The sequence below is a fragment of the Halorubrum sp. Atlit-26R genome (assembly GCF_003666015.1).
Classification (GTDB): Archaea; Halobacteriota; Halobacteria; order Halobacteriales; family Haloferacaceae; genus Halorubrum.
Genome location: NZ_QPLT01000006.1, coordinates 22010 through 36951, shown reverse-complemented (window position 1 = coordinate 36951; position 14942 = coordinate 22010). Strand labels below are relative to the sequence as shown.

11 protein-coding genes and 1 other RNA gene are annotated in these 14942 nt (G+C 70.0%); 6 read left to right on the top strand and 6 right to left on the bottom strand.

Annotated elements, in window-relative coordinates:
* Window positions 1-4: 4 nt before the first annotated feature.
* A complete protein-coding gene (locus tag DVK07_RS08190) occupies window positions 5-820 on the bottom strand; it encodes a hypothetical protein (RefSeq protein WP_121596595.1) in 816 nt (271 codons plus the stop codon).
* An 88-nt stretch (window positions 821-908) separates the two neighbouring features.
* Window positions 909-2816, bottom strand: coding sequence for an ATP-dependent DNA ligase LigA (ligA, locus tag DVK07_RS08185; protein ID WP_121596594.1), 1908 nt, complete (start codon window positions 2814-2816; stop codon window positions 909-911).
* A 170-nt stretch (window positions 2817-2986) separates the two neighbouring features.
* Here ligA and DVK07_RS08180 point away from each other — a divergent pair, with 170 nt between their 5' ends.
* Complete coding sequence (locus tag DVK07_RS08180; protein WP_121596593.1) at window positions 2987-3571, top strand: GNAT family N-acetyltransferase; 585 nt, start codon at window positions 2987-2989, stop codon at window positions 3569-3571.
* Between the two features lie 1231 nt (window positions 3572-4802).
* Here the strand turns inward: DVK07_RS08180 and ffs are convergent.
* Both ffs and DVK07_RS08170 read right to left on the bottom strand, forming a co-directional pair.
* Window positions 4803-5114: signal recognition particle sRNA (ffs, locus tag DVK07_RS08175), an RNA gene on the bottom strand.
* A gap of 68 nt (window positions 5115-5182) precedes the next feature.
* Entirely contained in the window at window positions 5183-5596 is a 414-nt protein-coding gene (locus tag DVK07_RS08170; protein ID WP_121596592.1) for a hypothetical protein, read from the bottom strand.
* 156 nt (window positions 5597-5752) lie between these two features.
* Between DVK07_RS08170 and DVK07_RS08165 the strand changes: the two genes are divergently transcribed.
* On the top strand, window positions 5753-6211 hold the full coding sequence (locus DVK07_RS08165) for a hypothetical protein (protein ID WP_121596591.1): 459 nt from the start codon (window positions 5753-5755) through the stop codon (window positions 6209-6211).
* Window positions 6212-6239: 28 nt separating this feature from the next.
* Here DVK07_RS08165 and DVK07_RS08160 read toward each other — a convergent pair whose 3' ends face one another.
* Together DVK07_RS08160 and DVK07_RS08155 are read right to left on the bottom strand one after the other, a co-directional pair.
* On the bottom strand, window positions 6240-7265 hold the full coding sequence (locus DVK07_RS08160) for an aldo/keto reductase (RefSeq protein WP_121596590.1): 1026 nt from the start codon (window positions 7263-7265) through the stop codon (window positions 6240-6242).
* Window positions 7266-7360: 95 nt separating this feature from the next.
* Window positions 7361-8005 carry a ferredoxin--NADP reductase gene (locus DVK07_RS08155; RefSeq protein ID WP_121596589.1) on the bottom strand — a complete coding sequence of 215 codons (645 nt, stop codon included), beginning with the start codon at window positions 8003-8005 and terminating at the stop codon, window positions 7361-7363.
* Between the two features lie 381 nt (window positions 8006-8386).
* Here DVK07_RS08155 and DVK07_RS08150 point away from each other — a divergent pair, with 381 nt between their 5' ends.
* The 4 genes from DVK07_RS08150 (at window position 8387) to DVK07_RS08135 (ending at window position 14912) form a co-directional block, all read left to right on the top strand.
* A complete protein-coding gene (locus DVK07_RS08150; RefSeq protein WP_121596588.1) occupies window positions 8387-10144 on the top strand; it encodes a 2-oxoacid:acceptor oxidoreductase subunit alpha in 1758 nt (585 codons plus the stop codon).
* A gap of 3 nt (window positions 10145-10147) precedes the next feature.
* The gene (locus DVK07_RS08145) at window positions 10148-11011 is read left to right on the top strand and encodes a 2-oxoacid:ferredoxin oxidoreductase subunit beta (protein WP_004596419.1); all 864 of its coding nucleotides are present in this window, start codon (window positions 10148-10150) and stop codon (window positions 11009-11011) included.
* A gap of 104 nt (window positions 11012-11115) precedes the next feature.
* Window positions 11116-13524: a PAS domain S-box protein gene (locus DVK07_RS08140; RefSeq protein ID WP_121596587.1), complete on the top strand. Its 2409-nt coding sequence runs from the start codon at window positions 11116-11118 to the stop codon at window positions 13522-13524.
* A gap of 152 nt (window positions 13525-13676) precedes the next feature.
* The gene (locus tag DVK07_RS08135; protein WP_121596586.1) at window positions 13677-14912 is read left to right on the top strand and encodes a digeranylgeranylglycerophospholipid reductase; all 1236 of its coding nucleotides are present in this window, start codon (window positions 13677-13679) and stop codon (window positions 14910-14912) included.
* Window positions 14913-14942: the final 30 nt, after the last annotated feature.

Sequence of the window (14942 nt, the reverse complement as noted above, 5' to 3'; positions counted from 1 at the left end):
GTGGCTATCGCTCTCCCTCGTCGATCACGGACAGCTCCCACGCCGACGTGAGCGCGTCGTCGCCGATTTCGCGCCCCAGCGCGTGTTCCGGGACCAAGGGCATCGGGACCGGGACGTAGCCGGCCTCGCGCAGCGCGGCGAACCCGCCGACACTCTCGACGACGGTCCCGTCGTCGCCACGGCGAACGCGGAACCGCTTGTCGTCCGGGTCGCGGCGGTAGGCGAACGGGAACGCCGCGTCCGGCGGGGTCCGGAGGCTCTCGACGCCGGCGAGAACGGCGACCGGCTCTCCGTCGACTTCACAGACGAGCCGGGGGACGACCGGTCGCCCCTCGTCGTCGACCGCGGCGGCGTCGACGTCCGAGTGGGCCGGGACGGGGCCGACCGGGGTGTCCGTCTCGCGCCACGCGAACGTCGGGTCTCCGGGCCCCTCGGCGCGGACGCAGGCGTAGCCCCCGCCGGCGACCGGGATCCGGTCCGGGCCGAGGTGGAAGGTTCGGCGGCCGTCGCGGCGCGCGGCGAGCAGCGGCGGGTCGGCGAGGAGGTCGCGCACGGCGGCCGCGGTGTCGGCGTCGCGGGCGACGAACAGGACCCGGCGGTCGCGGGCGAGCGCGTGGCCGAGCCGCGAGACGATCACGGTCGGCGTGGCGTCGTCCGCGGCGAGCGGTTCGACCGCGACCTCGTCGTCGCCGCGGGTCGCGACCGCCGGCGGCTCGGCGCCGCTCTCCGGGCGCTCGACCTCGAACCCGTCGGCCGCGAGCCGGGCGGCGGCCGCGTCGGTGAGGTCGCGCCGCGTCGCGTCGCCGAGCGGGCCTGGCATATCCGATCCTACGAGCCCGAGGGTCAAGGGGTTTCGCGTGGCGGAACGCCGTTGGGGACCGCATCGACCGCCGCCCTCCCGCCCCGGCTCACTCGTCGCCGGCGAGCCGCCGGACCCGGGCGAGCGAGTCGGCGTCGTCGACCCCCTTGTCCTCGCGGACGCCGACGAACCGGGGGAACCGGAGGGCGTAGCCGGCCGAGTACGTCGGCGAGGTCTGAATCTCCTCGTAGCCGACCTCGACCACCAGTTCGGGGTCGAACGCCACCGTCGTCCCCGTCTCGTCGACGACATGCGGCTCTAACCGCTCCGTGAGATCCGCGAGCGCCTCGTCGGTGATCCCCGTCGCCACCTTCCCGACCGTGGCGTAGCCCGCGGGCGCGAGGTCGTCGTCGCGGTCGGCCGCGTCGCGGTCCGGGGCGTCCCTCGCGTCGTCCTCCGCGCGAACCGCGAGCAGGAACGTGCCGAACAGCTCGGCGCGGCGCCCCTCTCCCCACTCGGCGCCGACGACGACGGCGTCGAGCGTCTCCACGTCCGGCTTGCGTTTCAGCCAGTCGCGCCCGCGGTCGCCGGGGGTGTACGCCGCCTCGGGATTCTTCAGCATGACGCCCTCGTGACCCGCGTCGAGCGCGGCCCGCTCTTCGGCCGCGATCGCCTCGGGGTCGTCGGCGAGCGTGAGGTCGGCGGCCGCGTCCGGCAGGACCCCCCGGAGCCGGTCGTGCCGCTCGCGGAGGGAGCGATCGAGCAGGTCGTCGCCGTCGGCGTGGAGGCAGTCGAAGGCGTGGAAGCGCAGCGAGACGGCCTCGCGCATGCGGTCCACGTCGTGCTTGCGGCGGAACCGCCGCAGCACCTCCTGAAACGGGAGCGGGTCGCCCTCGTCGTCGACCGCGACGACCTCGCCGTCGAGGATGACCGGGGCGTCGACGCGCTCGGCGACGTGCTCGACGATCTCCGGGAGCGCCTCGGTCACGTCGTCCATGTTCCGCGAGTAGAGCCGCGGGCCGAGCGCGTCGTCGCCGTCCCCCCCGCCCGCGTCCGGCGCGTCCCCGTCCGGCGCGTCCCCGTCCGGCTCGTAGTGGACCTGAACCCGAGCGCCGTCGAACTTCGTCTCGACGGCGACCTCGCCGAAGGCGTCGACCGCGTCGGTCGCGGTGCCCGCCTGCGCGAGCATCGCCTGAACGGGTCGCCCCACGCGCAGCGACTCCGCGCGGAGCCCCGCGCGCCCCTCGTCGCGGGCGCGGACCGCGACCCGGCCGTAGTCGTTCGTCACCTGAAGCGCGCGCTCGACGGCCGCGACGGCGTCCTCGGGCGCGGCGAGTTCGGCAGCGTCCGGTTCGAACGCCTCACCGGAATCCACGTCGGCGGACTCGGGCTCCCCGTCCCGCACGAGGAACGCCTCTGCGACCGCGTCGCGGACGGTACCCTCGCCGACGCCGAGCCGCATCTCGCCGAGGACCAGTCGGGCGAGGAACGCCGCCTCGCTCGGCGAACAGCGCGTGAACAGGCCGAACAGCGCGTCCCGCTTGCGCGACTCGCTCCCCTCGCCGCTCGCGGCCGCGAGGTCGCGAAGTTCCGCGTCGAGTTCGGCCACCGTGAGCGCGTCGCGGCCGCTCCCGAACGCGGCGAGCCCCCGCTGGCCGCCGAAGTCGTACGCGGCCGCGACGGCGCCGATCTCGCCGCGCTCGGCGAGGCGGTCCTCGACGTCCGCCGCGGAGACGTTCTGGCCCGCGGCGCGGGCGATCGCCTCGCGACAGAGCGCGGGGCCGACGTCGAGGGTTCGGGTGTCGTGCGCGGGGAAGACCCGCCCGAGGAGGAACCGGACGACGACGGGCAGGTCGTCGGCGGACTCGTCGCCCTCGGCGCTGTCGTCCTCGCCGCCGTCAGGGCCGTCAGCGGCGCCGGCGTCCGCGAGCAGGGCGGCGACCGCGAGCGTCGTCTCGATGTCGCCGTCGTTCGCGGCCACCCGTTCCGCCCGTTCCGCCAGCGCGGCGAACTCCATACGCGTCCGGTCGGCGGTCGGCGGGCAAAAGCGGCCCGATGCGACTTGCGCGGCGGGCAATAGCGACCCGCCGCGGGCGCGCGAGACGAGCCGGCCGGCGTCACGGGCCGCGGAAGGCGGACGCGTCCGTCGGGGAACCGCTTTTCACCTCCGGTCTCCTACGGCCCTCTATGTACGTCCGCGACGCCAAGAACCGTGACGAGGCGTGGTTGTTGGACGCGATCGAGCAGCTGGGGCTCGACGACGTCGCCTTCCGGTCACGGGACTACGTGATCGCGGTCGACGAGGAGTCCGGCGACCGGGCGGGGTTCGGCCGGCTCCGCCTCCACCGCGGCGACGAGGACGAGGCGAACCGGATCGAGCTCACGGGCATCGGCGTCCTCCCCGAGTGGCGCGACCGCGGCGTCGGGGCGCACGTCGTCGAGCGCCTCGTCGACACCGCGGCCGCGGACGGGTTCGAGACGGTGTACGTGCTCACCGACCAACCCGAGTACCTCGCGCAGTTCGGCTTCGAGCGCGTCGACACCGACGACCTCCCGCCCGCGCTCTCGGACCGCCTCACCGAGAAGCGGGAGTTCCTCGGCGGCGGGGTCGTCGGCCTCGCGCTCGCGGTCGACGCGTTCGAGATGCCCAGCAGCCTCCGGAAGGCGTTCAAAGACGCCGAGCCGACCGGCGACGACGAGCCCGAGGAGTCGGCCGAGGACTTCGGGATCGACCCGGACTCGGCGACTTATAAGTACGACACCGGCCGCTGAGCCGCGAGACCGATTCTGTTCTGCGGCCGCTGTGGCGCGTGCTTGCGAGCGGCCGGAGCGAAGCGGAGGCCGCGAGGCAGCACGCGCGAGGGAGTCGCTGGCGGCGCCAGCCGCCAGCGACGAGGCTGGGGAGGCGTGAGGCGCTGTGCAGGGCGGGACTCGAAGGGGCAGTCGCGAGGCGGCCGTAGGCGACGTAAGCACCGCAGGGAGCGAACGAAGTGAGCGACCGAGGAGCGCAACGAGCGTACGGCCGCCTCGCGACTGGGGCTTCGGTGGTGGTCGTGTCGATTAGGAGTTTATAAATGGTATCGTCGTACAGCCGAGCGACTGGGGCTTCGGCGGTGTTCATCGCGGATCCGCGGTCAATTATTCGACTCTGTTGAAATCCTATTCTTCAGATACATTCTTGCCTGAAACAGCCGGTCGATGGGAGCCGCTTCTTGATCGTGTGCGGGAGTGAGTGGCGTATGTCGCTCAGTGTGATGGCGTAGGTGTTTATAAGTCGGGTCGCGGTGGTGCTGTCGGCTATGTATACATGATCGACGCTACCGCGGTGAACGGCTTCAAAGCCCCAGTCGCGACGGCTCGCGCGCCTTGTTGCGCGCCTCGCTCGGTCGCTGTCGCTCCCTCACTGCGGTGCTTACTGCGGCGTGCTTCGCCCTCGCGACTGCCCCTTTGAGTCCCGCCCCGCACAGCGACCGCACCTCACGCCTCCCCAGCCTCGCGGTTCGCGCTCTGCGAGCGCTCACCGCGTCCAGCGAGGGACCGAAGGTCCCTCTGGCAGCCGGCGCGTAGCGCCGGCGACCTCGCGGGCTGGCTCGCGACCTCCGCTTCGCTCCGGCCGCTCGCAGGCGCGCCACCGCACTCTCTTTTTATAGGAGTTCGTCGCTGTCGCTCACGATTATTTAAATATCGAACCGTAGGCTCCGATCTGCGATACCCACTCCCGAAATCGCCCGTCGCTACGTCTGTACTGACCGATCCGTGAGTCACCTGTATTTGTCGCAACCGGGTCAGAATACAGCACGTACTGAGGAATTCAACAGATCTGATTATTTCTAAGCGAGCGACCGGGGCTTCGGCGGTGTTCGCGGTGACGGTGTCGATTATTTATAAATAGATTTCCGAGCAGACAGCGTCTATTCATAAACAAACTCTTGCGGTGTCGACGCTCACGCCGGCGATCACAACGACGTAGCGCAACCGCTCACCGAACGAAACGAAGTATGAATGGCGGACAGGCGGGGTAGCCCGGCGTTCCGGCGCGGGGTATCCCGATTGCCTCCTCCACCCCGCGACCCGACGAGCGACGGGCGTCCGGCGGTGGGCTGCTCGCTTCCGCGCCTGACCCAGTGTCGCCGACGAACCGCGACGGACCGCTCCTGCGAGCGGGCGCCGCGGACCGCTGTCCCCGGCGGACGAGGCTTCCACGTTGGCTCTCGGGGCCCGCGCCGGTCTGACCGGACGTGCCCGCTGTTCGGTCCCCGCTGAAGACTGCCTCACGGGTAACGAGCGGGGCCTAACCGCCCGACCTAGTCCACTTCGGGGTACAGGAGGCCAACTTAAGGGCCTTTCGTTCGGCGGGGAGAGAGCGCCGACCGCGTCCCGCGACTACGTCAACAGCGCCCGAGCGTACACCGCGGCGGCGAGCGGCACGGGGACGGAGAGCGCGACGACGACGCGCGCGTGCCACACCAGCCAGAGGTGGTCGCGGAACACCGGGCTCGGCTCCACGGCGAGCGCCCACGTCGCCGCGCTCGCGGTCGTCGCGACGCCGAGGACGACCGCCGCTCCCGCGAGCGTCCCGGGGTCAACGTTCCCCCGCTCGACGGAGGCGATGACGACCGCGGAGAGCAGCGCGAACAGCGCGATCCCGGTCCAGCCGACGACGCCGGAGGCGTAGTAGGTCGCCAGCTGGCTCGTGTACTCCGCCCCCGTGATGACCGCGTACGGGGCGACGAGCGCGACGACGGTGACGACGGCGGCGGCGATCCCGACGCGACGCGAGACGGCGCGGAGGTCCATACCCGCCCTCGGAACGGGACCGCGGTAAAAGAACCGGATCGGGCGCGGGGAACGACGGACGGACCGGATCGGGCGCGCCGCACACACGCACGGGCTGACCGCCCCGGCGCGCTACGTTCCCGTAGGGTTTTGCCCCGTCGCCGCCCATACCGTCGCATGTCACTCGACGTCGAGACGCCGGAGCCCCCCGAACTCGCCGCGGTCGACCCGAACGAGTACGAGGACGCCGAGGTCGCCGGCGGCGAGTACCGCCGCGACGACTTAGAGGCGCTCCTCCGCGAGGGGGCGTGGGAGGACGCGTTCTCCGAGTGGGTCGACACCACCGACATGGACGAGACCGACTGGCGGATCGCGGTCGACCTCGATCTCGTCTCCCGGTTCGACTTCTTCTGGGACGACTTCGCTGACCGCGTCGGCTACCACGCGCCGGGGCTCCCCGAGGACTGGAAGGAGCGCGACCTCCACCCGGACCTCGATTCGTGGGGGACCGTCTCCGCGATCAACGCCGGCCTGACCGAACTCGGACAGATCGTCTGCGAGACGCTCAAGGAGGAGTACATCGACTGGGAGGCCGACTTCGACGCGCCGGACGACCTGCCGGACTTCGACGAATAGCTGGCGCTTAGCCGGGTGAACCGACGTCTCAGTGGCCCCAGAGCGTCCCGTCGGGGGCGTACCGCGCGTCCATGATCCGGTCCCACTGCTCGTCGGAGAGGTCGAGGTCGGCGGCCGCGACGTTCTCGTCGAGCTGGTCGACCGTCCGCGCACCCACGATGGGGACACAGGTGAACTCGTCCCACCCGGTGAGCCACGCCAGCGCGACCTGCGCGGGCGTCGCGTCGAGCTCGTCCGCCACGTCGCGGACCGCGTCGAGCACCTTCCAGCCGCGCTCGGAGAGGTAGAACCGCTCGAACCGGTCGTCGAAGCTCGCGCGGGAGCCGTCGGGCGCGATCACCTTCTCGGGGTCGTCCGGGTCGGCGCGCTCGTACTTCCCGGTGAGGAACCCGCCCGCGAGCGGGGAGTACGGGCAGACGGCGAGGTCCTGGTCGACACAGACGTCGAGGTACTCGCTCACGTCCTCGTAGTAGCCCGCGTGGTGGAGCGGCTGGACCACGTCGAAGGAGGCGTAGCCGTTGACGTCGGCGGTCCACTGCGCCTTCGTCAGCTGCCACGCCGCCATCGTCGACGCGCCGAGGTGGTGCACTTTCCCCTCGGCGACCAGCTCGTCGAGCGCGCGCATCGTCTCCTCGATCGGCGTCTCCTCGTCCCAGCGGTGGATGTAGTAGACGTCGAGGTAGTCGGTGTCGAGTCGGTCGAGCGTGCCCTCGATCTGCGCGCGGATGTGTTTCCGACCGAGCCCCGAGTCGTTGGGACCGGGCTCGCCGCGCCCGTCGAACGGGAAGTACACCTTCGAGGCGATGACGTAGTCCTCGCGGTCGCGGTCGGCGAGCCACTCGCCGATGAACTCCTCGCTTTTCCCGTTCGGCGTCCCGTACACGTTGGCGGTGTCGATGAAGTTGATCCCGCGGTCCGCGGCCGCGTCGAGCAGTTCGTGCGACTCCTCGCGGCCCGTCTCCACGACGCCGTTCGTCTCGCGCCCGAACCGCCACGTCCCGAAGCAGAGCTCCGAGACGCTGAGTCCGGTGTTCCCGAGTCGTCGGTAGTCCATACGCGTCCCTCTCGGGCGCTATTTATAAAGCGTGGCGGCACCGGCGGGGAGCGCGCTGGGAGGCCGCAGGGCGAAGTCGGCTATCCGGGAACCCGCTATCCGAAGTTCTCGACCTTCGCGGCGTCCGCGTCACCGCCGGCCGCGTCGACGGCGGCCTCGGCGTCCGCGACGAGATCGGCGAACCCGTAGACGAACACCGTCTTGCCGTCCGCGCCGGTGAGAACCTCGGCGACGGCGTCGGTCAGGGGCTCGTCCGCGTCGAGGAGCCGAATATCGGCGCCGCGCTCGCGGAGGGAGTCGATCCGGTCGGCGTGGGCGACGTCGTCGTCGCGGTAGACGACCGCGGCCTCGGCGCCCTCGTCGAGGGCGCGCTCCGCGATGGCGACCGCGGGGCCGACCCCGGGCCCGCCCGCGATCACGACCGCGCGGGGCTCGCCGTCGTAGTGCTGGTCGCCGAACGGGCCGGCGAGCGTCATCTCGGTGCCCGCCTCGGCGTCCGAGAGGAACGCCGAGAACTCGCCGCCCTCGTCGGGGTCGATGCCGACCGTGACCTCGAACGTCTCGCCGACGCGGGGCGACGAGAGGGTGTAGAAGCGCGCCACCGACTCGCCGTCGATCTCGGTGCCGAGCTTCACGAACTGTCCGGGTTCGGCCGCGAACCCGTCGGGCGCGCGGAAGCGGAGGGCGTACGTGTCGGGGCCGACCGCCTCGACCGCCTCGACCGTCGCTGTCGTGTCCATACGTCGGATCGGCGGGGGAGACACAAACCCCTTCGCGTCGGCGTCGGTCCTGCCCGTGTCGAAACCGGTCCCGCGGCGCGCCCCGACTCCACACGCACCCTCTCGGAGACGCACGCGTCCTCGTCACACGCTCGATCTCGCCGACGCGTCTGGGGGCCGTTCCCGGCCGAGAATATTCGATGATCGTCGAAAACGGGTCCGACGCGAGGGGTCGATCGTGATGGATTCGGTGGATGTATGTTCAATTATATTGCGACTATAGTCTCATACAGCGCCCAGAGTCGACAATATTCGCGAGAGCGAACACGTTCGTCCAGAAACACCTCGGTGGCTCCTTCCAGAAGCCTTTTGATGAGTCCGCCGGAACCTTGCCCATAGCACATGGCCGCGGATTTCAACTGGGCTGTCGGCGGAGAGGCCGGCGACGGCATCGACTCGACGGGGAAGATCTTCGCACAGGCGCTTTCCCGCGCGGGTCGACACGTGTTCACGTCGAAGGACTTCGCATCGCGGATCCGAGGCGGGTACACCGCCTACAAGGTGCGGACCTCCGTCGACAAGGTACAGAGCGTCGTTGACCGACTCGACGTGCTGATCGCGTTGACCCCCCGGACGATCGAGGAGAACCTCGACGAGCTCCACGAGGGGTCGGTGATCATCTACGACGGCGAGCGGACCACGATGCAAGACGTCGAGATCCCCGAGGAGATGATCGGGCTCGACGTGCCGCTCAAGAGCCTGGCCGAGGAGGCCGGCGGCGCCATCATGCGGAACGTCGTCGCGCTCGGCGCCGCCTGCGAGGTCGCCGAGTTCCCCATCGAGAACCTCGACTCCGCCCTCGAAAAGCGCTTCAAGGACAAGGGGCAGAAGCTCGTCGACAACAACAAGGAGGCCGCGCGCGCCGGGCAGTCGTACGTCGCCGACGAGTACGACCACGAGTTCGACTACGACCTCGAGACCACCGACGAGGACTACGTCCTCCTCAACGGCGACGAGGCGATCGGGATGGGCGCCATCGCGGCCGGCTGCCGCTTCTACGCCGGCTACCCGATCACGCCCGCGACCGACGTGATGACGTACCTCACCGGCCGCATCGAGCGGTACGGCGGCCACGTCGTCCAGGCGGAAGACGAGCTGTCCGCGATCAACATGGCGCTGGGCGCGGCCCGCGGCGGCGCCCGCGCGATGACGGCGACCTCCGGGCCGGGGATCGACCTGATGACCGAGACGTTCGGCCTCATCGCCACCTCGGAGACGCCGCTCGTCATCTGTAACGTGATGCGCTCGGGCCCCTCGACGGGGATGCCGACGAAACAGGAGCAGGGCGACTTGAACCAGATGCTGTACGGCGGCCACGGCGAGGTGCCGCGGTTCGTCCTCGCGCCGACGACGATCGACGAGTGCTTCTGGAAGACGGTCGAGGCGTTCAACCTCGCCGAGAAGTACCAGCTCCCAGTCTACCTCACCGCCGACCTCTCGATGGCGGTCACCGAGCAGACGTTCTCCCCGGAGACCTTCGACATGGACGAGGTGGAGGTCGACCGCGGCAACGTCGTCGACGAGACGACGATCGACGACCACACCAGCGAGTCGGGCGGCTTCCAGCCCCACGAGATCACCGACGACGGGATCTCGCCGCGGGCGTTCCCCGGCACGGCGGACGGCGCGCACATGTCCACCGGCCTCGAACACGACGAGCAGGGCCGCCGGACGGAGGACACGGAGATGCGCGTCGCGCAGGTCGACAAGCGCAACCGGAAGGTCGAGACGGCCCGCGAGCGCGAGGACTGGAGCCCGCGCGAGTTCGGCGACGAAGACGCCGACGACCTCGTTATCACGTGGGGGTCGAACGAGGGCGCGCTCGCCGAGGCGGTCGAGATCCTCGACGACGAGGGGCAGGACGTGCGGGTCCTCTCGGTCCCGTACATCTTCCCGCGGCCGGACCTCTCGGCGGACGTCGAGGCGGCCGAGACGACGGTCGTCGTCGAGTGTAACGAACAGGGGCAGTTCGCGGACCTCGTCGAGCACGACGTGCTCGAACGGGTCGACCGCGTGAACAAGTACAACGGCGTGCGGTACAAGGCCGACGAACTCGCGGCGGAGATCAAGTCGACCCTCGAAGCGGGGGCGGAGGCGTAACCAATGAGCTCAGACATTCGATTCACCGACTTCAAGTCCGACAAGCAGCCGACGTGGTGCCCGGGTTGCGGCGACTTCGGCACGATGAACGGGATGATGAAGGCGCTCGCGGAGACGGGGAACGACCCCGACAACACCTTCGTCGTCGCCGGCATCGGCTGTTCCGGGAAGATCGGCACGTACATGCACAGCTACGCGCTCCACGGCGTTCACGGGCGCGCGCTCCCCGTCGGCACCGGCGTCAAGATGGCCCGGCCCGACATCGAAGTGATGGTCGCCGGCGGCGACGGCGACGGCTACTCCATCGGCGCGGGCCACTTCGTCCACGCCGTCCGGCGCAACGTCGACATGACGTACGTCGTGATGGACAACCGCATCTACGGGCTGACGAAGGGGCAGGCCTCCCCGACCTCGCGGGAGGACTTCGAGACGTCGACGAGCCCCGAGGGGCCGAAACAGCCCCCGGTGAATCCCCACGCGCTGGCGCTCGCCTCGGGCGCGACGTTCATCGCGCAGTCGTTCTCCTCGGACGCGCTCCGCCATCAGGAGATCATCCAGGAGGCCATCGAGCACGACGGGTTCGGCTTCGTCAACGTCTACTCGCCGTGCGTCACCTTCAACGACGTCGACACGTACGACTACTTCCGCGACTCGCTCGTCGACCTGAAGGAGGCGGACCACGACCCGACCTCCCGCGAGGACGCGAAGGACGTCATCCTCGACAACGAGAAGGAACATCAGGGCGTCATCTACAAGGACGAGTCGTCGGTGCCGTACCACGAGCAGCACGGCGTCGACGAGGACATGTCCGTCATCCCGGACGGCGCCCCCGAGGGCGCGACCGACCTCGTCCGCGAGTTCTACTGAGGCGACGTCGAGCGGTCGTCGGCCCGCGGGCCGACCCGTCGGCGACTCGTTGTTTCGACTGCTGACAACATATCTATTTATTTGCGACGTGCGCAACACGTCCCATGGACGAGATTCGGGTTCTCCACGTCGACGACGAACCCGCCTTCGCTGACCTCACCGCGGACTTTCTCGAGCGGACCGACGAGCGGTTCGCGGTCGAGACGGCGACGTCGGTGACCGCGGGGCTCCGCGCGCTCGACGAGGGGCCGACCGTCGACTGCGTCGTCTCGGACTACGACATGCCGGGTCGGTCCGGAATCGACTTCCTTCGGGCGGTTCGGGAGGACCGTCCGGACCTCCCCTTCGTCCTGTTCACCGGAAAGGGGTCCGAGGCGGTCGCGAGCGAGGCGCTCCGCGCCGGCGCGACCGACTACTTACAGAAGAAGACCGGCACGGAGCAGTACGAGCTGCTCGCGAACCGAGTTACGAACGCGGTCCGGCAGTTCCGCGGCCGTCGCGCCGAGCAGCGGCTGCTCGAGGTGGCGGACCACACCGAGCAGGTCATCTTCGTCTTCGAGGCCGACTGGAGCGAGGCGCTGTTCGTGAGCGCCGCCTACGAGGAGCTGTGGGGACGACCGCGAGCCGAACTCGACCGCGACGCGACGGCCTTCCTCGACGGCGTCCACCCCGACGACGGCGAGCGCGTGCGCGACGCGATGGATCGACTGTCCGCGGGCGAGTCGATCGAACTCACCTTCCGGGTCGACGGCGACGGCGGGTCCCACCGCTGGCTTCGGGTCCGCGGTGAGCCGATACGTGACGAGACGGGCGCCGTCGCGCGGGTCGCCGGTTTCGGCGTCGAGGTGACGGACGAGCGGCGGCGGCGACAGCGCCGCGAGCGCCAGCGCGAGTCACTGATACGACTCGCGACCGACGAGGCGGTGGCTGACGGCGCCTTCGAGGCGGCGCTGAAAACCATCACGGAGACGACGGCGCAGGTGCTCGACGTCGACCGGGTCAACGTCTGGCTGGCCGAACCGGTCGCGGGGACGGACGCGGAGACGGGGATTACCGGCGACACCGCGTCGTCACCGCCCGGCGAGCCGCTCCGCTGCGTCGACGACTACGACCGGCGGACCGGGAACCACGACGCGGGCGCTCGACTGCGGGTCGACCGGCACCCGACGTACCTCGAGGCGCTCGAAACCAACCGCGCGATCGCGGTCGACGACGCCGGGAACGACCCCCGTACCGCCGAGCTGGCGGACGAGTACCTCGCGGCTCACGACGTCGGTGCGCTGCTCGACGGGACGCTCCGCGCCGGCGGCGAGGTGATCGGGATGATCTGTCACGAACACGTCGGCGAGACCCGCGAGTGGACCGACGACGAGACCGAGTTCGCGAGCGACGCCGCGGAGGTCGTCCATCGGGCCGTTCGGAACCGCGACCGCGCCGCGCGCGAGCGCGACCTCGAACGGTACGAGACGATCATCCAGTCGCTGGCGGACGCGGTGTACACGCTGGACGACGAGGGCCGGCTCGACTTCGTCAACGAGGCCTACGCGGACCTGAAGGGCGCGAGCCGGGAGGAACTCCTCGGGACGCCGATCCGCGACCTCGTCGACGACGGGGTGATCGAGCGAACCAGTTCCATGTACGATCGGCTCCGTTCCGACGACCGCGACATCGGGCGGATCGAGTACGAGTTCCGCACCGTGGACGGCGAGACGGTCCCGGCCGAGCTTCGGTTCACGTCGCTTCCGGGGGCTCCGGACGGCGAGGCCCGCGTCGGCGTGATCCGCGATATCTCCGAGCGAAGGCGCAGGGAGCGGAAGCTGGAACGACAGAACGAGCGGCTCGATTCCTTCGCGAGCCTCGTCTCACACGACCTTCGGAACCCGCTCCACGTCGCCGTCGGAAACGTCGAGATGGCCCGCGAGTCCTGCGACAGTCCGCGGCTCGACGACGCCGCGAACGCGCTCGACCGCATGGAAGCGCTCATCGACGAGGTCCTCGCGGTCGCGCGGGAGGGCGCCTCGGTCGAGGACCCGGACCCGGTCCGGCTCGCGGCCGCGGCGTCGTCGTCGTGGCGCACCGTCGAGACGGGCGACGCGACGCTCACGGTCGAGGCGAACGCGACGATTCGCGCGGACGAGAGCCGGCTCAGGCGGCTCTTCGAGAACATCTTTCGGAACAGCGTCGAGCACGGCTCGACGGGCAGCCGGACGGAGTCCGGCGACAGCGTGGAACACGGTCGTTCGGACGACACCGAATCGTCGTTGTCGCTGACGGTCGGCCGCCTCGACGCCGACGGGTTCTACGTCGAGGACGACGGCGTCGGGATTCCCGCCGACGAGCGGGACCGCGTGTTCGAGGGGGGGTACTCGACGGACGCAGACGGGACCGGGTTCGGACTCACGATCGTGCGGGAAGTCGCCGAGGCACACGGGTGGTCGATCGAGGCGACCGCGAGCGACGCCGGCGGGGCCCGGTTCGAGATCACCGGGGTGTCGCTCGCGTCCGAGGAGTAGGATGCGTCGCTCGCGGTCGGCGAGCGAGCGACCGGTCTCGCGCCCGCATTCCGACCTCGTCCTTCGGCCAAAATACGGCGCCAGCGAGGTCCTGCGGTCGATCGCGACCGGTTTCAGCAAGCCTAATTACGTAGGTCCGTATTCACGGGTATATGGTTGACCGCTACGACGTCGCTATCGCCGGTGCCGGTCCGGCGGGCGCGCAGTGCGCCCGCGACCTGGCGACGCGCGACTACGACGTCGTCGTCTTGGAGACGGAGTCGGAAGACGAGTTCCCGCGACAGAGCAACAAGTCGACGGCGGGCACGTTCCCGTCGATGATGTCCTCCTTCGGGATCCCCGACGACGTCGTGATGTCGTACACCGACGACGTCGTGCTGGAGTCGCCAAACGAGTACTACGAGAGCTACCAGCCGGGGGCGGTGTTGGAGTTCGCGGAGTTCAAGCGGTTCCTCGTCGAGGACGGCCGCGACAACGGCGCGGAGTACCGCTTCGACGCGCGCGTCTCGCGACCGATCCTCGACGACGACGGCGTCATCGAAGGGGTGCGGTACGACGGCGACGAGGAGGTGTACGCCGACGTCGTGATCGACGCCACCGGGCCGGCCGCGCCGCTCGCGAGCGCGCTCGACGTCGTCGACCTCGAACGCGAGAACCAGGCGATCGGGATCGAGTACGAGATGGAGGGCGTCGAGATGAACCACCCCGAGTACGCGGACCTCCGTCGCGCGATGATGCTCCGCTTGGACCACGATATCGCGCCGGGCGGCTACTCGTGGATCTTCGCGACCGGCGAGGACACCGCGAAGGTCGGGATCTGTTACATCCAGAACGACCGCCACCGGGAGTTCGCCGAGGCGGGCAAGACCGTCGACGGCTACCTCGACGACTGGGTGAGCCGCGACCCGCGGTTCGCCGACGCCGAGCGTATCGACGGGAAGGTCCACCGCGGCTCCGCGCACATCCAGATGCCCGACGAGATGCACACGGACCGCTTCCTCGCGATCGGCGACACCGTGCCGACCATCGACCCGCTGTGGGGCGAGGGGATCCACAAGGGGATGAAGTCAGCCCGCGCCGCGGCGGCCACCGTCGACCGCTGTCTCACCGACTCGGAGCGCCGCCTCGACGCCGATAGCCTCGCGGTGTACGAGCGGCTCTGGCACCGCGACGTGGCCCCGCGGATGAAGGCGCGGCTGATGCTCACGCGGCTGCTGTACCTCGCGCCCAACGAGCGGTACGACCGGTTCATGCGCGACCTTCAGGAGGCAGAGGAAAACACCCTCGAACGGGCGAACCAAGGCGATAAGGGTGCGATGGCGAAGCTGCTTCACCTCGACGACATCCCGCTGCTCACGAAGTTCGCCCGCGAGCGACTCGACGTCTGAGGCGGCGTCGGAGGAACTGCGACGCCGAGC

What these genes read in the sequence shown, in the direction of transcription:
- DVK07_RS08190 (WP_121596595.1), bottom strand. Translation starts at nt 820, where the DNA reads ATGCCAGGCCCGCTCGGCGACGCGACGCGGCGCGACCTCACCGACGCG.
- ligA (WP_121596594.1), bottom strand. Translation starts at nt 2,816, where the DNA reads ATGGAGTTCGCCGCGCTGGCGGAACGGGCGGAACGGGTGGCCGCGAAC.
- DVK07_RS08180 (WP_121596593.1), top strand. Translation starts at nt 2,987, where the DNA reads ATGTACGTCCGCGACGCCAAGAACCGTGACGAGGCGTGGTTGTTGGAC.
- DVK07_RS08170 (WP_121596592.1), bottom strand. Translation starts at nt 5,596, where the DNA reads ATGGACCTCCGCGCCGTCTCGCGTCGCGTCGGGATCGCCGCCGCCGTC.
- DVK07_RS08165 (WP_121596591.1), top strand. Translation starts at nt 5,753, where the DNA reads ATGTCACTCGACGTCGAGACGCCGGAGCCCCCCGAACTCGCCGCGGTC.
- DVK07_RS08160 (WP_121596590.1), bottom strand. Translation starts at nt 7,265, where the DNA reads ATGGACTACCGACGACTCGGGAACACCGGACTCAGCGTCTCGGAGCTC.
- DVK07_RS08155 (WP_121596589.1), bottom strand. Translation starts at nt 8,005, where the DNA reads ATGGACACGACAGCGACGGTCGAGGCGGTCGAGGCGGTCGGCCCCGAC.
- DVK07_RS08150 (WP_121596588.1), top strand. Translation starts at nt 8,387, where the DNA reads ATGGCCGCGGATTTCAACTGGGCTGTCGGCGGAGAGGCCGGCGACGGC.
- DVK07_RS08145 (WP_004596419.1), top strand. Translation starts at nt 10,148, where the DNA reads ATGAGCTCAGACATTCGATTCACCGACTTCAAGTCCGACAAGCAGCCG.
- DVK07_RS08140 (WP_121596587.1), top strand. Translation starts at nt 11,116, where the DNA reads ATGGACGAGATTCGGGTTCTCCACGTCGACGACGAACCCGCCTTCGCT.
- DVK07_RS08135 (WP_121596586.1), top strand. Translation starts at nt 13,677, where the DNA reads ATGGTTGACCGCTACGACGTCGCTATCGCCGGTGCCGGTCCGGCGGGC.